The sequence below is a fragment of the Pseudomonas sp. lyk4-R2A-10 genome (genome assembly GCF_030209075.1).
Taxonomy (GTDB): domain Bacteria; phylum Pseudomonadota; class Gammaproteobacteria; order Pseudomonadales; family Pseudomonadaceae; genus Aquipseudomonas; species Aquipseudomonas glycinae.
In genome coordinates this window covers 573,235-592,903 of the sequence record NZ_JARVSR010000011.1, presented here as the reverse complement: position 1 = coordinate 592,903, position 19,669 = coordinate 573,235, and the positions used below count along the sequence as shown (strand labels likewise).

Below are 19,669 nucleotides of genomic sequence, written 5' to 3'. Positions count from 1 at the left end.
TACCCTCACGGGATCCGGCCGTTGCGGCTTATAATCGCCGCCTTCAAACGCCCTGGCGCAGTTGTGCGCCCCGCGAACCGGATCCTGTCATGTTACGAATCACCGAACTCAAGCTGCCGATCGACCATCCCGACGAAGACCTGCGCGCTGCCATCGTGCAACGCCTGGGCATTGCCAGCGATGACCTGCTCGATTTCACCTTGTTCAAGCGCAGCTACGATGCGCGCAAAAAGTCCTCCGAACTGTGCTTCATCTACACCATCGACCTCGAAGTGCGCGACGAGGCCAAAGTGCTGGGCAAGTTCGCCGACGACCGTAACGTCAACGTGGCGCCGGATGTCAGCTACAAATTCGTCGGTCAGGCACCAAGCGACCTGAACCAGCGCCCGATCGTGGTCGGTTTCGGCCCGTGCGGGATCTTCGCCGGCCTGCTGCTGGCACAGATGGGCTTCAAGCCGATCATCCTCGAACGCGGCACCGAAGTGCGCCAGCGCACCAAGGACACCTGGGGCCTGTGGCGCAAAAGCGTGCTCAACCCCGAGTCCAACGTGCAGTTCGGCGAAGGCGGCGCGGGCACGTTCTCCGACGGCAAGCTGTACAGCCAGATCAAGGACCCGAAATTCCTCGGCCGTAAAGTCCTGCACGAGTTCGTCAAGGCCGGCGCGCCGGAAGAAATCCTCTACGTCAGCAAACCGCACATCGGTACGTTCCGTCTGACCGGCATGGTCGAGACCATGCGCGAAGAAATCCGCGCCCTCGGCGGTGAAGTACGCTTTCAGGAACGCGTCACCGACGTGCTGATCGAGGACGGCCAACTGGTCGGCGTCGAACTGGCCAGCGGCGAAATCCTGCACTCCAGACACGTGATCCTGGCGCTGGGTCACAGTGCCCGCGACACCTTCCGCATGCTCCACAGCCGTGGCGTGTTCATGGAAGCCAAGCCGTTCTCGGTGGGTTTCCGCATCGAGCACCCGCAATCGCTGATCGACCGTGCGCGACTGGGCAAATACGCCGGCCACCCCAAGTTGGGCGCCGCCGACTACAAACTGGTGCACCACGCCAAGAACGGCCGCTCGGTCTACAGCTTCTGCATGTGCCCGGGCGGCACCGTGGTCGCGGCGACTTCCGAGCCGAACCGCGTGGTCACCAACGGCATGAGCCAGTACTCGCGTAACGAGCGCAACGCCAACTCCGGCATCGTCGTCGGCATCACCCCGGAAGTCGATTATCCGGGCGGCCCGCTGGCCGGGATCGAGTTGCAGGAACGTCTGGAGTCCCACGCCTTCATCCTCGGCGGCAGCGATTACAAGGCGCCGGCGCAACTGGTCGGCGACTTCATCGCCGGCACACCATCCACCGCGCTGGGCGAAGTCGAGCCGTCGTACAAGCCGGGTGTGGCATTGGGCGATCTGGCCCTGGCCTTGCCGGACTTCGCCATTGAAGCCATTCGGGAAGCCTTGCCGGCGTTCGAAAAGCAGATTCGCGGTTATTCGCTGCACGATGCGGTGCTGACCGGGATCGAGACGCGTACCTCGTCGCCGCTGCGCATCACCCGAAACGAGACGCTGCAGAGCATGAACGTCAAAGGTCTGTTCCCGGCCGGTGAAGGCGCGGGTTATGCGGGCGGGATTCTGTCGGCGGGTGTTGACGGGATTCGGATTGCTGAAGCGGTGGCGCGTGACATCCTCGGTCTGAAAGACTGATCCGCACCACCTGAAACACTGTAAAAACCTGTGGGAGCAAATTCGCTCCCACAGTCGTTTTCAGCGTCAGATATTGGCACGCAGAACCGAGGCCGGCAGCGCCTCACCCTGCTCGGCACTCGCTGCCACGGCCGCCATCAATCCATCCAGTTCATAGCCTTGCGCCTTGAGCCACGCCTGATCGTAATAGGTGTCCGCGTAACGCTCGCCACCATCGCACAGGATCGCCACGATCGAGCCCGACTCCCCCGCCGCTTTCATCTGCTGCGCCGCCATCAATGCGCCGATCAGGTTAGTGCCGCTCGACCCGCCAACATGCCGGCCCAGACGCTGCGCCAGGTAATGCATGGCCGCCAGCGACAAGGCGTCCGGCACCTTGACCATCGCATCGATTACCTTCGGCAGGAACGACGCTTCTACCCGCGGCCGGCCGATCCCTTCGATCCGCGAACCGTGGTCCAGACGCAGGCTGGCATCGCCGCTCTGGTAAAAGTCGAAGAACACCGAACGCTCGGCATCGGCGCACAGCACGCGAGTGCAGTGCTGGCGATAACGTACGTAACGCCCCAGGGTCGCCGTGGTACCACCGGTGCCGGGGCTGGAAATCAGCCAGGCCGGGCATGGATGCTGCTCATAGCGCATCTGCTGGAAGATCGACTCGGCGATGTTGTTGTTCGCCCGCCAGTCGGTGGCGCGCTCGGCGTAGGTGAACTGGTCGATGAAGTGACCGTCGTGCTCGCGGGCCAGGCGTTCGGATTCGGCGTAGATCTGGGTCGGATCATCCACCAGATGACTCTGGCCACCGTAGAAGGCGATCTGCGCAATCTTCTCCTTGGAGGTGGTCGCCGGCATCACCGCAATGAACGGCAGGCCGAGCATCCGTGCGAAGTACGCTTCGGAAATCGCCGTCGATCCGCTGGACGCCTCGATCACCGGCGCCCCGGGTTTGAGCCAGCCATTACACAACGCGTAAAGAAACAGCGACCGGGCGAGCCGATGCTTGAGGCTGCCGGTCGGGTGGCTGGACTCGTCCTTGAAGTACAGTTCGATGCCCGGAAAACCCGGCAGCGGCAAAGGGATCAGGTGGGTGTCGGCGCTGCGCTGGAAGTCCGCTTCGATGATCCGGATGGCTTCGCGGGCCCACTGTCGGTTGTCGCTCATGGCTGTTGTTCTCGTTGAATCGGGCAAAAATGCCTTCACAGGCTCAGCCCCAAGCTTAGGAAAAAACCTACAGCACCGACAGATACAGCTGAACTTCAATACCTTGGGCAACTGCTAGGCTCTCCTGCACGTTGGCCGGCGCCCTGTAACCACATATAACAAAAAAGAATATAACTTTTGTTTTAACAACTAACGGTACGGGTTAGGGTGTCCCACCTTTTGACTTTATCGATGGAGAGCGACCTTGCCTCTGCGTAGCACTTTCACGCGTTTCTTTCAGTTGGAAGCTGCCAGCGGTCTGTTACTGATCGCCGCGGCCATCCTGGCTCTAATCATCAACAACTCGCCGCTGTCGTGGTTGTACAACGGCCTGCTCGACACCCCGGTGGTGGCGCAGATCGGCGCGTTGAAAATCGCCAAACCCCTGCTGCTGTGGATCAACGACGGCCTGATGGCGCTGTTCTTCCTGCTGATCGGCCTGGAAGTGAAGCGCGAAGTGCTCGACGGTCAGCTGTCGAAACCATCGCAGATCGTCCTGCCCGGTGCGGCCGCAATTGGCGGCATGCTGGTGCCGGCGCTGATCTACTGGTTCCTCAACCGTGACAACCCGGCAGCCCTCGACGGCTGGGCGATTCCGACCGCCACCGACATCGCCTTCGCCCTTGGCGTACTGGCCTTGCTCGGCAAGCGCGTGCCGGTATCGCTGAAGCTGTTTCTCATGACCCTGGCGATCATCGATGACCTCGGCGCCATCGTGATCATCGCGATCTTCTATTCCGGCGAACTCTCGACCCTGTCGCTGGGCCTTGCGGCGGCGTGCATTGCGGCGCTGGTAGCGATGAACCGGCTCGGGGTGGTCAAGCTCGGGCCATACATGATCATTGGTCTGATCCTCTGGGTATGCGTGCTCAAGAGCGGTGTCCACGCGACGCTGGCCGGCGTAACCCTGGCGTTCTGCATCCCGCTGCGCACGAAAAACGCCGAACCTTCGCCGCTGCTGACCCTCGAACACGCGCTGCACCCGTGGGTCGCTTACGGCATTCTGCCGCTGTTTGCCTTCGCCAACGCAGGTCTGTCGCTGAGCGGCGTGACTGTCGAGAGCTTCACCCACCACGTGCCGATGGGCATCGCCGTCGGCCTGCTGCTGGGCAAGACCCTCGGCGTGTTCGGCCTGACCTGGCTCGCCGTCAAGACCGGCATCGCCGCCCTGCCCCAAGGTGCCAATTGGGGCCAGGTGCTGGGCGTGGCGATCCTCTGCGGGATCGGCTTCACCATGAGCCTGTTTGTCGGCTCCCTGGCATTCGTGCCGGGTGCCAGTGAATACGCCGGGATGGACCGGATGGGCATTCTCACCGGGTCGGTGTTTGCGGCATTGATCGGTTATGCGGTGACGGCGGCTGCGAGTAGAAAGAACACCGCGCTGCCTTCCTGATGCCGTAGCGAACAATCCCCACGTCTTTAGGGATACGTCCTACAGCCACGATTTTCCTGCTTCGTTAACGTCGTGCAGCCCCTTGCGAGGGGTTGCCGATGCATGAACGAAAGGACAATCAGTGGCTGGTCAAAAGGACATTCCCCGGGTTCCCAACCCACCGGCGGGCGACGGGCATCACGTCTCCTACCGCTATATGACGGCTACCGAACTGGCCGATCAGCAAGACCGACAAGACAAGTACGACGCCATGCTGGCGAGACAGGACGCCTTCGAACGCAGCCGTGAGGTCGCGGCGAACAAGCCTGAGCCGGTGCGCGCGGGCTGCGTGTTCACCAAGTCGTGCAAGCTGCCGGACGCGATCATCGATTACTCGAATCCTTCGGGGATGGTGCCGACTGACAGTCTGAAGGATTACGGCGAGCTGATTTTGCTCGGTGGCCGTCAGGTCGATGACAGCGGTGGGGTTGAGCTCAAGAAAATCAGCTGCACGGCCATTCCTGCGGGGCTGGGCACTTTTGCCCTTGCCGGTGAGGGGTTCAAGGCATTGCCCGCGCTGGCATCTGCTGCAGTCATCAGCCCGTTGCTCGGTTTGGTGGCGATGTTCATGCCCTCGAACCTGGGCGATAGCGCTCTCTACACCGAGGACCAGTTACTCGCCCTCAAGCAGGCCCGAACCCGTGTGCGTCTGCGCGTTGAACAGCAGGCCGATGGGAACCTGAAGGGTTATGGCTTCTACACCGGCAAGAATCGCGATTGGGAGATGGTTGATGTTGTGCAGTTCGCTGCACGCGGTAACCGGTTTGTCGCAGACCTTGGTGAAGGTGTTGAGCTGGTCTGGACGCCTGCCGTGGACGGTTCCGACATCCTCGGTATTCCGGCACTGGAGGCTGCTCCGCAGGCGCCGCATATCTGGGTGTATCCGCCGACGAAAGCGGCGGACGGGATTCTGGTGAATCCGGTTTATCCGCCGGAGTATTGGGATTTCATATTGGTGTTTCCGGCGGAGTCCGGGGTTCGGCCGCTGTACATTGTTGTCAGCAAACCTGGAGACCATAAGTACTACGATGATCCCGAAACGCTTCCTGCGTTCCCCGACACTCAAAGGGTGAAGTCAAAGGCCTCAGTGCGAGGTGGTGGGAAAAAGAGAGCCCGCTGGCTTGATGGAAAAGGCCGGATATATGAATGGGACTCCAAAACCGGCGCTATAGAGCTGTACGACAAGCTGGGAATTCATTTGGGAGAATTCAATCATTTGACGGGAGAGCGAACAAAAAAAGCAAAGCCAGGCAGAACGACTCCCAGATAACTCACTAAAGAGAGAAAGATGCGCTATTTATCGATCACCGGATTTTTCCCGGATGAGAAGCAGGATGACTCGTTGCAATTCGAGCTCAAGGTAAAAGATTACGAACTGAGCCAAGCATTAGCGCAAATCACTGAATCCAAAACTCTTGAGGAAGTTGAACCAGGAGAGCTGGAGATGACTGAAAGTCAGGTCAGGCAGGCGTCAGAGCTTTTGAAAGTCGACTTTCCGAAAGGCCTGGAATATTTCATTGGCACTCGGGCGGGCTCGTAAACAACCAATAAAAAAACCCCGACCAGTCACCTGATCGGGGTTTTCCTTTACCGCGCGTTCGCGATTAGTGCGAAACGCGGCTGGTCCCGCCAACGGTGGAAATCCGTACCCGCTCACCCACACGGAACACTTCATTCTCCTGCACTTGCTGCACATAGGCGCGCATGCTGCCGTCGTCTTCGCGCACGGTGATTTCAACACCCTGAGTGCGAGTCAGGCCTTCTTCAGTGGCCGAACCGATCAGGCCGCCGGCCACGGCGCCGATAACGGCTGCCACGATGCTGCCTTTGCCGCCGCCGATGGCACTGCCGCCAACACCGCCAACCACTGCACCGGCAGCGCCGCCGATCGGGGTCTTGGTGCCTTCGATTTTCACCGGACGCAGGGATTCGATGGTGCCCATGCGAATCGTCTGCACGCGACGCGCTTCGTCACGGGAGTAGGAGTCACCGGTCAGGCTCGACTGGCAGCCGGTCAGCAACATCGCCATCGTGGAAAAGGAAGCAACCAGCAGAACAGACTTACGCATAGCATCAACTCCAAAGGACAGGTATTCATTAAACTCCGCAGCTTGACGCCTGTCACGGCGTCGCCCGGATAAAGTTGCTTTCATTCAGGCCCCGTACAGGCACCCGCGAACTCACCCAACAGTAGCGCCAAAATCCGTTTCCTGCGCCGCCGACCCAAGGATTTCCATGGATTACTTCATCATTGTCGTCACCACCGCCGCCGGTCTGTACTTCCACTGGTGGCTGTATGTGCGGATCAAACGCTGGATGGATCGCGACCTGGCCCTGTCACTGGCCGGCAAGGATGAAGGCAAACGCGCCTTCATGCTCGAACGGCTGAAGCAGGCTCAGGCGCAGAAGATCAAGCGCCGGGACCTGCCGAAGTGGCTCGAAGCCGCTGCGGCAGGCTATCCCGCTCGGTAGACTGCTCAAGGTGCCAGACGTTCAAGAATCCAGTCGGCGCCCTGCACTCGGTAGTTGAGGCGATCGTGCAGGCGGCTCGCCCGGCCCTGCCAGAATTCCACGCGCTCGGGGAGCAGGCGGTAGCCACCCCAGTGTTCCGGGCAGTGAGGCTGAGTGTCGGTGAAGCGTTGCTCGGTCGCCTTGAGCAAATCTTCCAGCTCACCCCGGCCGTTGATCACCCGGCTCTGCGGTGAAGCCCAGGCGCCAAGTCGGCTGCCCAGCGGTCGCACCTGATAATAAGCGTCGGACTCTTCGGGTGTGACCTTCACCACCCGACCTTCGATGCGCACCTGGCGCTCAAGGGTCGGCCAGAAGAACGTCATGGCGGCGAACGGGTTCGCCGCCAGATGCTGGCCCTTGGCACTTTCGTAGTTGGTGAAGAAGGTGAAGCCCTGCTCGTCCAGCCCCTTGAGCAGCAGAATGCGGCAATGCGGCCGGCCGTCCGCATCCACCGTGGCCAGGGTCATGGCGTTGGCTTCCACCGGCGCCTGCTCGGTTTTGACCGCTTCGGCAAACCACTGGTGAAACAACGCAAAGGGCTCCGCCGGGGCTTGCGCCTCGGTCAGGCCATCCCGGGTGTAATCACGACGCATATCTGCCAGAGACTGGGTCACGGCGCATTCCTTTTCGTTAGCGGATCACTTTTTGGTGGTATCGGTCGCAGCGACTTTCTTGTCGGTTGCGGCAGCTTTGGCGGGTGCAGTCTTTTTCGCCGGGGCCTTTTTCGCTGGAGCCTTGGCGGCGGCTTTCTTGGCCGGGGCCTTTTTGGTGGCCGGTACAGCGGCTTTCTTCGCCGCCGGCGCCGGGGTCACCGGTTTGGCGGCAGGCTTGACGTCCTGGGCAGCGACCATGGTCACTGGCTTCGGTGCTGGCATGTTGTATTTGCTCAGCAGCGCGACCATGGTGTTCTGCGGGGTCACCAACAGTTCTACACGGCGGTTCAGGGCACGGCCTTCAACGCTGTCGTTGGCGGCACGCGGTGCTTCGGAACCCATGCCGCGCAGCATCAGGCGATCACGTTGCAGACCGCTCAGGCGGAAGATCGCCGCCACAGCCTGGGCGCGTTCCTGGCTCAACTTGACGTTGGCCGGCGCAGCACCGGTGGTGTCACTGTGACCGAGCACCAGTACGGCGGTTTTCGGGTCGGCTTCGAGGATTTTCGCCACACGGGTGAACGGACCGAGGGTCACTGGCAGCAGCATGGCCGGGCGATCCGGGTTGAACGAGCCTTCCACCGGCGCGGTCACGACCAGCACGTTTTCACGGCGTTCGAGTTGCAGGTTGCTGTCCTTGATCGCGGTGCGCAGGCGCGGTTCGTAGTCATCCAGCCACGCTTGGGTCACTTTCGGATCGGGCATCGGCACGACTTTGGCAGTGTCCTGCTCCTTGCCACCAAACGGCCACCACCATTTGCCACCCTTGTCGGCCTCTGCCTTGGCGACTTCGACCGGTTTTGCTTCGGGCTTGGCTTCAGCTTTCACTTCTGGCTTGGCTGCCGCCGAGTCGTCCGAGCCAAACGGCCAGTACCACGGATTGCTGCTCTCGGCCTTGGCCACAGGCGCGGTGGCGGCCGGTTTCAATGGGGCAGGCGCCGGAGCCGGCTCCTTGGCTGCAACTTTGTCGGAAGAACCGAACGGCCACCAGCTGCCGCCATCGGCGTCGTTCTTCGGAGTCTGTGCACAACCGGTGATTGCGAAACACAGGGCCAGGGCGAGAGTTTGTTTGGACGACATTGGAAACCCACAAAAGTAATTAGTGAACAATCAGAGGACTTTCGCCCGGATAAACAGACGCTTTGAAACGAAATTCGCCATGAGGTTCCGGCCCTGGAACCTCGGACGCCGCTTTACAGACAAGTGGCTAGTACCCGCGCCAGCTTCTGCGCGCGCGGATCCATCAAGACGTACGGCCCCAGGGTATTTGTCACAAATCCGAAGGCCACATCGTGCTCCGGATCAGCAAAACCGATGGAACCGCCCGCCCCCGGATGGCCGAATGCACGCGGGCCGAGGCCGTAGGTGGCGTTCGGCATGTCGGGTTGATCGAGCATGCAACCGAGACCGAAACGGGTGCGGGTCAGCAAGGTCTTGTCCTCGCCGAGGCTGTGTTCACGGGTCAGTTCGTCGAGCATTTCGCTTTCCAGCAGGCTGCCGTCGAGCAGACCGGCGTAGAACCCGGCCAGGCTGCGGGCATTGCCGTGGCCGTTGGCCGCCGGTTGCTGCATGCGTCGCCATTCCGGTTTGTTGGTGCTGGTGAGCACCGACGGCGGATTGGTGAAGGCCCGGGTGGTCATGGCCGTTGGCTCGCGCATGGTCACTTGCAGCAAGCGTTGGGCGGCAGCGTCGCCAGTGTTGCCCTTGCCGCGAGCGATGTGCGCCACGCGATGGAATTCTTCGTCGGCCAGACCGACATGGAAATCCAGCCCCAGCGGTTTGGCGACCCGCGCCACAATGGACTCCCCCGGCCCGCGACCGTCGGCACGCCGCAGCAATTCGCCGACCAGCCAGCCGTAGGTGATCGCGGCATAACCGTGACCGGTGCCCGGCGTCCACCACGGTGCTTCGGCCGCGAGGGCGTCGACCATGGTTTGCCAGTCATACAGCGCTTCCGGCGCCAGCAATTCGCGCAGGGCCGGCAAGCCGGCCTGATGGCAAAGCAGTTGGCGCAGGGTGACGGACTCCTTGCCGGCAGCGGCGAATTCCGGCCAGTAACGGGCGACCGGCGCATCGAGCTGCAACTTGCCTTCGGCGACCAGTTGCAGCGCGGTGACGGCGGTGAAAGTCTTGGTGCAGGAGAACAGGTTGGCGATGGTGTCGCTGTGCCAGGCTTCGGCGCCGTCCTTGTCGGCGGTACCGGACCAGAGGTCGAGGACGGTTTCACCGCCGACCCGGATGCACAACGCGGCGCCGCGTTCCTGGGGATCGTCGAACAGTGCGGCGAAGGCTTCGCGCACCGCTTCGAATTGAAGCTCGTAATGGCCCTGAATCTGCACCCGCAACTCCCCCGCAAAAACGCTCTACAAAGTGGCCCGCATTGTTCCAGCCCGAGAGGGTTTTGGGAACCGCTGCGGGCCGGGCGGTCTTCAGGTTTTGTAATGATCAGTGGCCGTTGCCGGAATGCCCGCCTGTATGGCCTGCGCCCTGCCCCGGGCCTTTGACGGCGTCAGCCTTGCGGCCGCCTTCGGTTTCGTGGCCGGCCTTGTCCGCTGCGGCAGCCGCTTTCTGCGCCTCTTTGCTCAACTGATCGACGGTCGCCAGGTTGCTTTTGCGCACCGTTTCGACAAAGCCCTGAAACGGCAGATCAGTGACCCCGACCAGACCAAAGTGACCGTTCTCGCCATCGAGCAGGCGCCCGGTCACCGGTTGGTCCAGATACTGGAACCAGTGCACGCCGACAATCGACGGTTCGCTCAGCGCCTGTTTGAGGAAGTTGGCGTAGGCCGGGCCGCGGTCTTCTTCCTTGCTCAACGGGGTCACGCCGCCCCAGAACGGGCCACGGTCGGTGGAGCCGAAGTTGAATTCGGTGATCAGCACCGGTTTGTCGAGGTTGTGCAGCGCGGCGAAGTCATAGCCGTCCTGCGGTTGCAGGGTGTACATGTTGAAGCTCAGCACGTCGCAATACTGGGCGCAGGACGCCACGGCTTCCGGGGTGCTGGTGGCGAAACGGCCGCCGAGCAGCAACTGGTTCGGCGCGTGCCATTTCAGCGAGTCGGAAATGGTCTTGAAGTAAGTGTCGGCAAAGACCTTCTGGAAGTATTTGAAGTCGGCCTCGATTTCCGGATGCTCCGGATTCGGCAGCGGCGCCTCGAACCCGGGATCCTCCATCAATTCCCACGCCGGCAGATCAATCCCCCAGGCTTTCGACAGACCCGCCTGATTGCGGTACTTGTCGCGCAACTGCTTGAGGAACGCGCGCTTGGCCGGAACGTCAGTGGTCATTTTCAAGGTGCCGTAGGCCAGCGCGTAACGGGATTTCGGGTCATCACCGGGACCCGCCCAGGCCAGCTCGTTATCGGCGAAGTAGCCGATCAGCCACGGATCATCGCGATGATCGCGGGCGGCAATCGCTACGGCGCGCTCGGTGGCCATGGCAAAACGCGGATCGAACGGATCAGGCATGCCGCCCCACCAGTCGGTACCGGTGCTGATGCTGGTGTAATCGCCGACAATCGACAGCGGCAAGGTGTAGGGCATGCGCTCGGCGTCACTGAGGGCGGGGGCGCTCCAGTTACCGATGGTGTTGAAGCCCCAGGCTTGCAGGCGATCAAGGGTGTGGCTGGCCCACTTTTGCTCGTCGACCGTGTTTTTGCACTGCGTCGCGACACTTTGCCCGCTGGTGGCTGCAGATTCGGCGACCCCGGCTTTCGGCTGTTCGGAGGCGGCTACCGGTGCACTGGCGTTGGTTGCCGCCTCTTCGGCGGCGCCAGCCTTGGCGGCTTCGGCGACACCGGCCTTGTTGCCGCTATCCGGGATGCATGGCTCGCCATAAAGGCGCTGAAGGTTGGCGCCGTAGAAGTCGTACCAGCGCCCGAAGTTGTAGCCACGGCCTTGATCGACACCGTTGCCACCACGGTTGTCACCTTCGCCGAAGTGGCTGGCCAGTGGCTCTTCCGGTTTGGGCAGGGATTCGAACATGTATTCGCGGCCGGCCACGTAGGTCTGGTTGACCTCCGGGCTGACGGTGTTCACGCCCAGGGAATAGAACGGATGGCCCTCGGGCGTCACCAGATACCAGCGGCCGTCACGTTTCTCGGTGCGGAAGAAACCGCTGGCCTTGAACGCCGGGCCTTTGCTCCAGCCACCGAACTTGTCCAGCGAGGACTTTTCGCGCTCGGCCAGCCAGGTGCTCAGTTGTTGCTGTTCTTTGGCGGCGGCGGATTTCAGTTGTTCGTCATTGGCGACTTTCTCCGGCCACTTGCCGCGAGTCGACTGGCCATAGGCGTCCACCAGATTGCCGTAGGCAGATTTGATCACTTCGCCTTCGTCCTGCACGCCAAAGCGCTCGAGCAACAGACTTTGCGCGGCTTTCGGCTGATCCATCGACAGGCTGACCGACACCACCTGGCTGCGATCCAGCTCACCGCTGCTGCTCGCCAGCAGGATGCGCTGCCCGTCGATCATCATCGGCATCGCCGGCCCGGCTTTCATGCCCTGGCTCAGTGGCGAGGTCGCGGTCAACGGCACGAGCAAGGTCTGCGCCGGGCCGGCCGGCAGGTCAACGCGGCTGACCAAGGTCTTGCCGTCATTGCTCTGGATTTGTACGTAGACGGTCACGGCCCAGTTCATCGCGCTCTGGATGCGCAGGCTCATCATGCCGGACTGCGACCAGTCCCAGGCGCCAGTCTGCGGGGACAGACGCAGGGTCGGGCGGGCCGTCGGGTTGAACGTCACCCGGCGCAGCACTTCGCCTTCGGGGGTCTGCTCGGCGTTGGCTTGCGGCAGGTCGGCGTTTTCGGTCGCCACTTTCACCACATCGGCGGGGCGGACAAAGTTGAACAGGGTCTGCTGGCCGGCAGGTGCCGCGAATAAAGGCGCAGCGAAAACCAGGGCAAAAACGGCAGGCAACGAACGACGAATCATGAGAACGGAATTCTCCCTAACGACCCGCAAGGGCCAATGGAAAAGCAGTGACAGAGAGATAGACAGCGCGGCGGGCAAAACTGCCCACCGATGTCTCAGGATATTTCACGACGGAAAGGAGGCAACGCATTGAGGATCGCCTTGCCGTAGCGCTGGGTGACCAGCCGCCGATCCAGCAAGGTGATGGTGCCGCGGTCTTCTTCGGTGCGCAGCAGACGGCCGCAGGCCTGGACCAGCTTCAGCGAGGCGTCGGGCACCGAGATTTCCATGAACGGATTGCCGCCCCGGGCTTCGATCCATTCCGACAGTGCGGCTTCGACCGGATCGTCCGGCACCGAGAACGGGATCTTGGCGATCACCACGTGCTCGCAGTAGGCGCCCGGCAAGTCCACGCCTTCGGCAAAACTGGCGAGGCCGAACAGCACGCTGGAATCGCCGCCATCGACCCGCGCCTTGTGCTTGTTCAGGGTTTCCTGTTTCGACAGGTTGCCTTGAATGAACACTTGCTTGCGCCAGTCGCGGTCGAGGCCGTCGAACACGTCCTGCATCTGTTTGCGCGACGAGAACAGCACCAGACTGCCGCGCGAGCCTTCGACCAGTTCCGGCAGATCACGGATGATCGCGGCGGTGTGGGCGGCGGCGTCGCGCGGATCGGCCTTCAGGTCCGGCACCCGCAACACACCGGCATCGGCGTGATGGAACGGACTCGGCACCACGGCGGTGACGGCTTTTTTCGGCAGACCGGCACGCATGCGGAAACGGTCGAAGGTGCCGAGTGCGGTCAAGGTCGCCGAGGTCACCAGACAGCCATAGGCCACGTTCCACAGGCTGCGGCGCAGGGTTTCGGCGGCAAGGATCGGGCTGGCGTTGACCTCGATGTCGAACAGCGAACCGCTTTCGGCCAGGGTCAGCCAGCGGGCCATCGGCGGGTTGTCTTCGGGGTCTTCGGCGGTGAACGCGGTCCACAGCTCCCAGTTGCCGGAAGCACGGGACAACAGGCTGCCGAACAGTGGATACCATTCTTCGGCCTGATTGCTGGCGATACCGATGTTGACCTCGCCGTCCATGCCTTCCTTGAGCAGATCGGTCAGGCGGGTAAACAGGTCATTGAGGCGGGCGAAGCCTTTTTTCAGCTCGATGCCCATCTCGCGCATGTGTTCCGGAATCACCCCGCCGATGAAGCGATGACGCGGGCGCTCGCGGCCTTCGACGTCTTCGCCGGGCTTGAAATCGGCGACCTGCTCGCAGGCGGTAAACATGAACTGCTGCTGGGTCTTGATCTCCCGCGCCAGCTCCGGCACCTGCTCGATCAGCTTGCCGAGGTCGCCCGGCAACGGGTGCTGGGCCAGCAGTTTGGTGAGGTTCTTGGCGGTGGTTTCCAGCCAGTCGGCAGTGGAACGCAGGCGCGTGTAATGAGCGAAGTGGCCGATGGCCTTGTCCGGCAGGTGGTGGCCTTCGTCGAACACATAAATGGTGTCGCGCGGATCCGGCAACACGGCCCCGCCACCCAGCGCCAGGTCGGCCAGCACCATGTCGTGGTTGGTGACGATCACGTCGACCTTGCCCATGCCTTCGCGGGCCTTATAGAAGGCGCACTGGCCGAAATTCGGGCAATGACGGTTGGTGCACTGGCTGTGATCGGTGGTCAGGCGCGCCCAGTCGGCGTCTTCCAGCGCGTTGGGCCAACTGTCACGGTCGCCGTCCCATTTATTGCCGGCGAGCTTCTCGATCATGCTGGTGAACAGCTTCTGGCTGGCCTCATCGACCTCGATCTTGAAGCCTTCTTCTTCGAACAGCTGCGCGGTGGCGGTCTGCGCATGGCCTTCCTGCAACAGCATGTCGAGCTTGGACAGGCACATGTAGCGGCCACGGCCCTTGGCCAGGGCGAAGCTGAAGTTCAGCCCGCTGTTGCGCATCAGGTCGGGCAAATCCTTGTAGACGATCTGCTCTTGCAGGGCGACGGTGGCGGTGGCGATCACCAGGCGTTTGCCGGCCAGTTTGGCGGTCGGGATCGCCGCCAGGCTGTAGGCCACGGTCTTGCCGGTACCGGTGCCGGCTTCCACCGCGACAATCGCGGGGTCGCCACTGCGCCGGCCTTCGTCGTCGGTGTCGATATCACCGAGGACCTTGGCGACTTCAGCGATCATCAGGCGCTGGCCGTAACGCGGCTTGAGGCTCTTGGCCTCTAGAAAACGCGAGTAGGCGCCCTGGATCGTGGTTTTGAGTTCAGTGCTGATCATTGAATGTCGGGCGCAAAAAACGCTGGATAAATTTTCAGTGGTTCGGATGGGGGGCTATCATACCCCGCGAATCAATCCTGCGCAGATCGGAGTACCCCAATGACACCTTTTAGCCTCATTTACCCCATCCATGTACTGGCCGCGCTGGTGTGGGTCGGCGGCATGTTTTTCGCCTGGATGGTGCTGCGCCCTGCGGCGATGAAGGCCCTGGACGGCCCCGGGCGCCTGACGCTCTGGGTGGAAGTGTTTCAAGGTTTTTTTCGTTGGGTGTGGGGAGCGGTGATTCTGCTACCGGTGACCGGAGTGGGCATGCTGCACCTGCAACACATCGCTTTCGATAACGCGCCGCGCTATGTACAGGTGATGATGGGGTTGTATGTGGTGATGACCGCGTTGTTCATCCGGATTCAGGCCTTGATGCTGCCGGAACTGCGCACGGCGGTGCAGGCGAAGGACTGGCCGGCGGGTGCGGCGGTGCTGGGGCGGATTCGCAAGGTGGTGGGGTTCAATCTGCTGGTCGGGATGCTGCTGGTGGCGGTGGCTGCCGCGCGGCCGATGATTTAATCGCGATCGCTCCCGCGCACGGCGCGGGAGCGATCAGGTGACAGATTACAACCGCTGTACGGTGACAGACCCCGCCGCACCCGCAGGCCCCGGCTGCCCGTCAGCCCCCGGTTTGCCGCTCTTGCCGCCATCGGCGCGATAGACCAGGCAGCCCTTGGACTTGCCACCCGCCCCCGGTTTGCCGCCAGGACCGGCCGGGCCACCGGCACCGCCGGCAACTTCGACCTTGATCAGCTCGGCCGGAAATTCGCGCGGCACTTCAAGACGCACCAGTGCGCCCGGTGCACCCGGCTGACCATCGCTGCCGTTGCTGCCATCAAAACCGTGTCCCGCCTGACCCCAGGTGCAACCCGGCTCCTGACCATTGGCGCCATCGAGCCCGACAAAACCCGGTGCACCGGTGCCGCCACGGGCATCGACCACCAGTTTCGGCGCATTCAACGCCTTGAATTGCAGGTTCAGATTGCGCCCGGCGCGGGCGGCTTTTTCGTAGGTGCCCGGGGCGCCACGGGCGGTGATCTGGCTGCCCTCGGCAAATTGAGCGCGGATGACTTTCATATCCAGCGCCTGTTCGCTTGGCACAATGGCAATGCGCGCCTCATGGCCCAGTTGCAATTCGCCGACACTCAGCTCGGTCACGTTCGAAGGAATCAGCAAAGTGCCGTAATCGGCGACCACCAGTTTCTCCAGCTGCAAAGTGCTGGCGGTGTTGGGCAGACGCATCAGGGAATTGGTTTCGACGCTGACCACCTGGGCGCAGGCCAATGGACTGATGAATGCAGCGAGCAGGCAGAGTTTACGCATGGGAAGCCTCCGGAGCGGCCGGGGCCGGGATGGTTTGCAGGTGGAATACGCCAAACAACAGGATACGGCCACGATCACGCCAAGGGCGCGGACGGCCCTTGAGGCTGCGGTTGCACAGCAGCACTTCGAGCACGTGGATCGCCAGCAGCAGAGCGCCGGCCAGATTGACCAGCAGGTGCAGCGGATGAACAAACGGCACCAGCTGATTGGCCAGCACCACGCAGCAGAACAGCAGGGTCAACAATCGCCCCAGCCCACAGAACACCTTCATACGCTCCCCCGTGTTGCGAATTATTCTTTGGGCGCACAGTAACGGCTTCTGCAGGGGATAAGCCAGAGGGAAAAATGAAAAAAACCGATCCACCGCCGGATGGCTGCCGGTTCGACAAGGATCATCGACCGACAGCTCTAGCCTGCGGACTACAGACGCATCCTAACGATTGATGTGCAGTTCCACCCGACGGTTTTGTGCACGCCCCTCGTCCGTGTTGTTATCGGCGACCGGTTCGCTCTCGCCACGCCCTTCACTGGTGAGTTTGTTCGGCGCCAGCCCCTGACTCAGCAAATACTCCGCCACACTGCTGGCGCGGCGCTCCGAAAGTGCCTGGTTGTAGGCGTCCGAACCCTTGCTGTCGGTGTGACCGATGACCTTGATGCTCACCACGTCGGCATTGCGCAGTTTGTCCATCAGCGTGTCCAGCTGGCTTTTCGCGGCCGGTTTCAGATCGGACTTGTCGAAGTCGAACAGCACGTTGCCGGCATCGTTGAGGGTGATGACTTCGGTTTGCGGGGCCGGTTCGGCAGGTTTCTCGGTGACCGGATATTGCGGCAGCGGACAGCCACGGTGGTCGACCGGGGTGTTGGCCGGGGTATCGGGGCAACGGTCGCGGCGATCGAACACGCCGTCGTCGTCTTCATCGCCATCCTGGGCATAACAGATCAATCCGCCGGTGAGGATCCCCAGCGCAGCGCCACCGCCGGCCCAGCCGCCACTTTCGAGCGCGCCGAGACCGCCGCCGACCAGCCCGCCAATAAGGCTGCAGATCGGCCAGGTACGTTGATTGAGGGGAGCGGTGCCATCGCTGTGGGTGGCGCAACCGGTCAACAGACTGCCCAGCAGCAGAACCGGCAAGACGGACCTTGTAAGAACACTCATCGTTAAAGCTCCTGTGTCACCGGCCCATACCGGTTACACAGGAGTAAAGACCCGCATCCGCGACTGCACAAGCCGCGGATGCGAGGGGGCTAGCGGTTGATTTTGATTTCGGTACGACGGTTCAGCGCGCGACCGTCGGCAGTTTTGTTGTCCGCCACCGGCTGGCTTTCACCGGCACCGGTCACCGAAACGAAGCTGCTTTGCGGTACGCCGCTTTCGACGAGGTACTTGACCACCGAGTGCGCACGGCGATCCGACAGTTTCTGGTTGTAGGCATCGCTGCCGACGCTGTCGGTGTGGCCGGTCACGGTCAGTTGCGCCGTGCTGGATTCCTGTTTCAGGCGCGAAGCGACCTTATCCAGGACCAGTTTGTCGGCCGGGGTCAACGTGGCCTTGTCGAACTGGAAGTGAACATCGCGGATGACAATGGTTTCTTCCTTGACCACTACAGCTTCTTCGACCACTGGTGCAGGGGCTGGTGGAGGGCAGCCGTCAGCATCGACCTGTACGCCTTTAGGCGTGCCCGGGCACTTGTCGCGACTGTCCGGCACACCATCGCCGTCTTCGTCGCCATCACCGTGAACCCAGCAATAGGCTGCTGCCGTACCGCCGACGAGTAACGCGCCATACCCCGCCCATGCGGAGCTTTCGGTCGCGCCGAGACCCGCACCGACGACACCACCGACTGCCGCACAGGTCGGCCAGTCGGTTTTCTGCAAACCTGCGCAACCAGTCAACACACTGGTTAGCAGAACCAAGGGTAATGCTGTCCGAACTATGCTCATCTAGTTTTCTCCTGAGGGATCGGCTTAGAACCGATTCAGGGAGTAAAGACCGGAGTTTTAATCTCCGCCAGCAATAGGCCATTGCTGTTTGTGCGCCTGTTCACGGGACTTCGACGAATTTGCCGCAAACCCGCAGGACAGAGATCTAGGCCTTGGCGTCCGGGCAGGCTAGTCTTGGCGCTCAGATTGAGGAGCTTCGATGAACGTCGCCATTTCTTCCCGCACGCCACAGCAGGCATTGGCCGCCCTGCTCGACCGCTACGCCCCGGCACGTCTGCTGCTGATCGGCGCCAGCGAGTTCCCGGCGCTGGCTGCCTTCAAGGAAGCGCACCCGGACACCTGCGTCGCGCACGCCGCGCCCGGTGCGTTACCGGCGGAACTGGCGGCCCGGCGTTTCGACCTGGCGCTGGTGGTCGATTGCCTGGAACATTTGCCCAAGCGCGACGGCCTGAATCTGTTGGGCGGGATCCGCAACCTCAACGCCAGCCGCATCGCCGTGCTGGCGGATCTGCCGGCCAGCGGCTGGCAGGAAACCGATTTTTACTCTCTGGCCCTGCAAGCCAGCGAACGCTTCGCCCGTGACGAGCAGGTACTGACACTCTTCACCTACGATCTGCTTGACTACAAACAAGTCCCCGACTGGCTCAACTCGCGGTTCTGGGCCAATCCGGAAAACTTCGGGAAATACTGGTGGTAATGCAATGAGTACAGCCATTTGCCCTTGCGGCAGCGGCAACCTGCTGGATGCCTGCTGCGGTCACTATCACGCCGGCCACCCGGCCCCGTGCGCCGAAGCCCTGATGCGCTCGCGCTACAGCGCCTACGTGCTGGGCCTGATCGATTATCTGGTGGCCACCACCCTGCCCGCCCAGCAAGCGGGGCTGGATCGCCAGTCGATCAGCAACTGGAGCGCCCAGAGCACCTGGCTCGGTCTGGACGTGGAAAGCTCGGAAGTGCTCGGCGGCCAGCCGGAGCACGCGTTCGTCACCTTCACCGCGCGCTGGCATGACGGTCAGGGCGAACACAGCCACCGCGAGCGCTCGTCATTCGTGCAGAACAGCGGGCGCTGGTACTTCATCGACCCGACCGTGCAACTGAAGCTGGGCCGCAACGACGCCTGCCCGTGCGCCAGCGGCCAGAAGTTCAAGAAATGCTGTGCGGGGTATTTCGGCAGCTGAGGCTAGACTGGGCAGCAAAGGGAGTTAAACCATGCTCGGTCATTGGCGCACAATCCAGGTCTTCTCACTGCTCATGTTTCTGGGGCTCGGCGGCTGCGCGTCCTGGTTTACCGACGACGCCCGCGACCCCGCCGTGCACCTGGTGAAAGTCGAAGTGGTGCGCGCCAAGTTGCTGGAACAGAAATTCATCCTGCACTTTCGCATCGACAACCCCAATGACAGCGACCTGACCGTGCGCGGTCTGGAATACCGCATACACCTGGCCGACATGCTGCTGGCCGAAGGCGAGCACGAACACTGGATCACGGTGAACCCCAAAAGCAGCGCGTTTTACAAGGTGCCGATCCGTACCAACCTGTGGCCGAAGGTCAAAGAGGTGGTGAAAATGCTGAAAAACCCCAACCAGCAGATTCCCTACCGACTGGAGGGCGAGATGGAAACCGGTTTATTCATCGCGCACTACGTGCACCTGGCGCGCAATGGCGTGATAATCCCCGCCGATTTGATTACGGAGTGA

General features: G+C 62.0%; 20 protein-coding genes. 9 read left to right on the top strand and 11 right to left on the bottom strand.

Annotation, left to right across the window (positions count from 1 at the left end):
• Positions 1-89: 89 nt before the first annotated feature.
• Entirely contained in the window at positions 90-1,703 is a 1,614-nt protein-coding gene (locus tag QRN46_RS19875) for an NAD(P)/FAD-dependent oxidoreductase (protein ID WP_011332792.1), read from the top strand.
• A gap of 66 nt (positions 1,704-1,769) precedes the next feature.
• On the opposite strand, the gene QRN46_RS19870 is transcribed toward QRN46_RS19875, so the two are convergent.
• The gene (locus tag QRN46_RS19870) at positions 1,770-2,864 is read right to left on the bottom strand and encodes a PLP-dependent cysteine synthase family protein (protein WP_074691413.1); all 1,095 of its coding nucleotides are present in this window, start codon (positions 2,862-2,864) and stop codon (positions 1,770-1,772) included.
• A 244-nt stretch (positions 2,865-3,108) separates the two neighbouring features.
• Here QRN46_RS19870 and nhaA point away from each other — a divergent pair, with 244 nt between their 5' ends.
• From nhaA to QRN46_RS19855, 3 genes are all read left to right on the top strand, one after another.
• Positions 3,109-4,296, top strand: a complete 1,188-nt coding sequence (nhaA, locus tag QRN46_RS19865; protein WP_011332790.1) for a Na+/H+ antiporter NhaA — start codon at positions 3,109-3,111, stop codon at positions 4,294-4,296.
• A gap of 121 nt (positions 4,297-4,417) precedes the next feature.
• Positions 4,418-5,605 carry an S-type pyocin domain-containing protein gene (locus QRN46_RS19860; RefSeq protein WP_285356720.1) on the top strand — a complete coding sequence of 396 codons (1,188 nt, stop codon included), beginning with the start codon at positions 4,418-4,420 and terminating at the stop codon, positions 5,603-5,605.
• 18 nt (positions 5,606-5,623) lie between these two features.
• The gene (locus QRN46_RS19855) at positions 5,624-5,875 is read left to right on the top strand and encodes a pyocin S6 family toxin immunity protein (RefSeq protein ID WP_011332788.1); all 252 of its coding nucleotides are present in this window, start codon (positions 5,624-5,626) and stop codon (positions 5,873-5,875) included.
• Positions 5,876-5,939: 64 nt separating this feature from the next.
• Here the strand turns inward: QRN46_RS19855 and QRN46_RS19850 are convergent, their stop codons facing one another.
• Complete coding sequence (locus QRN46_RS19850; protein ID WP_007969461.1) at positions 5,940-6,404, bottom strand: outer membrane lipoprotein; 465 nt, start codon at positions 6,402-6,404, stop codon at positions 5,940-5,942.
• Positions 6,405-6,570: 166 nt separating this feature from the next.
• Here QRN46_RS19850 and QRN46_RS19845 point away from each other — a divergent pair, with 166 nt between their 5' ends.
• Positions 6,571-6,807, top strand: a complete 237-nt coding sequence (locus QRN46_RS19845) for a hypothetical protein (RefSeq protein ID WP_007959143.1) — start codon at positions 6,571-6,573, stop codon at positions 6,805-6,807.
• Positions 6,808-6,812: 5 nt separating this feature from the next.
• Here the strand turns inward: QRN46_RS19845 and pdxH are convergent, their stop codons facing one another.
• The 5 genes from pdxH to dinG form a co-directional block, all read right to left on the bottom strand.
• Entirely contained in the window at positions 6,813-7,460 is a 648-nt protein-coding gene (gene pdxH, locus QRN46_RS19840) for a pyridoxamine 5'-phosphate oxidase (protein ID WP_011332787.1), read from the bottom strand.
• A gap of 24 nt (positions 7,461-7,484) precedes the next feature.
• Positions 7,485-8,579, bottom strand: a complete 1,095-nt coding sequence (locus QRN46_RS19835; protein ID WP_285356713.1) for an OmpA family protein — start codon at positions 8,577-8,579, stop codon at positions 7,485-7,487.
• Between the two features lie 113 nt (positions 8,580-8,692).
• On the bottom strand, positions 8,693-9,838 hold the full coding sequence (locus QRN46_RS19830; RefSeq protein WP_285356710.1) for a serine hydrolase domain-containing protein: 1,146 nt from the start codon (positions 9,836-9,838) through the stop codon (positions 8,693-8,695).
• 106 nt (positions 9,839-9,944) lie between these two features.
• Positions 9,945-12,425: a beta-galactosidase gene (locus tag QRN46_RS19825; protein ID WP_285356708.1), complete on the bottom strand. Its 2,481-nt coding sequence runs from the start codon at positions 12,423-12,425 to the stop codon at positions 9,945-9,947.
• Positions 12,426-12,520: 95 nt separating this feature from the next.
• Positions 12,521-14,665, bottom strand: a complete 2,145-nt coding sequence (dinG, locus tag QRN46_RS19820; RefSeq protein WP_221615141.1) for an ATP-dependent DNA helicase DinG — start codon at positions 14,663-14,665, stop codon at positions 12,521-12,523.
• Positions 14,666-14,764: 99 nt separating this feature from the next.
• On the opposite strand from dinG, the gene QRN46_RS19815 reads away from it, so the two are divergent.
• Entirely contained in the window at positions 14,765-15,229 is a 465-nt protein-coding gene (locus QRN46_RS19815) for a CopD family protein (protein WP_011332782.1), read from the top strand.
• Positions 15,230-15,274: 45 nt separating this feature from the next.
• On the opposite strand, the gene QRN46_RS19810 is transcribed toward QRN46_RS19815, so the two are convergent.
• From QRN46_RS19810 to QRN46_RS19795, 4 genes are all read right to left on the bottom strand, one after another.
• Entirely contained in the window at positions 15,275-16,033 is a 759-nt protein-coding gene (locus QRN46_RS19810) for a collagen-like protein (RefSeq protein ID WP_285356705.1), read from the bottom strand.
• Entirely contained in the window at positions 16,026-16,304 is a 279-nt protein-coding gene (locus tag QRN46_RS19805) for a DUF1145 domain-containing protein (RefSeq protein WP_011332780.1), read from the bottom strand. Before QRN46_RS19805 ends, QRN46_RS19810 begins: the two co-directional genes overlap by 8 nt.
• A 162-nt stretch (positions 16,305-16,466) precedes the next feature.
• The gene (locus QRN46_RS19800; RefSeq protein ID WP_007952001.1) at positions 16,467-17,189 is read right to left on the bottom strand and encodes a PA1041 family peptidoglycan-binding anchor lipoprotein; all 723 of its coding nucleotides are present in this window, start codon (positions 17,187-17,189) and stop codon (positions 16,467-16,469) included.
• Between the two features lie 89 nt (positions 17,190-17,278).
• Positions 17,279-17,974 (bottom strand): PA1041 family peptidoglycan-binding anchor lipoprotein, encoded by a 696-nt coding sequence (locus QRN46_RS19795; RefSeq protein WP_011332779.1) that lies wholly within the window; start codon positions 17,972-17,974, stop codon positions 17,279-17,281.
• 199 nt (positions 17,975-18,173) lie between these two features.
• Between QRN46_RS19795 and QRN46_RS19790 the strand changes: the two genes are divergently transcribed.
• From QRN46_RS19790 to QRN46_RS19780, 3 genes are read left to right on the top strand one after another with little or no spacing between them, the layout of a single operon-like run.
• Positions 18,174-18,671, top strand: a complete 498-nt coding sequence (locus QRN46_RS19790; protein ID WP_011332778.1) for a DUF6231 family protein — start codon at positions 18,174-18,176, stop codon at positions 18,669-18,671.
• A 4-nt stretch (positions 18,672-18,675) separates the two neighbouring features.
• The gene (locus QRN46_RS19785) at positions 18,676-19,152 is read left to right on the top strand and encodes a YchJ family protein (RefSeq protein WP_011332777.1); all 477 of its coding nucleotides are present in this window, start codon (positions 18,676-18,678) and stop codon (positions 19,150-19,152) included.
• Positions 19,153-19,183: 31 nt separating this feature from the next.
• Positions 19,184-19,669, top strand: coding sequence for an LEA/WHy family protein (locus QRN46_RS19780; RefSeq protein ID WP_011332776.1), 486 nt, complete (start codon positions 19,184-19,186; stop codon positions 19,667-19,669).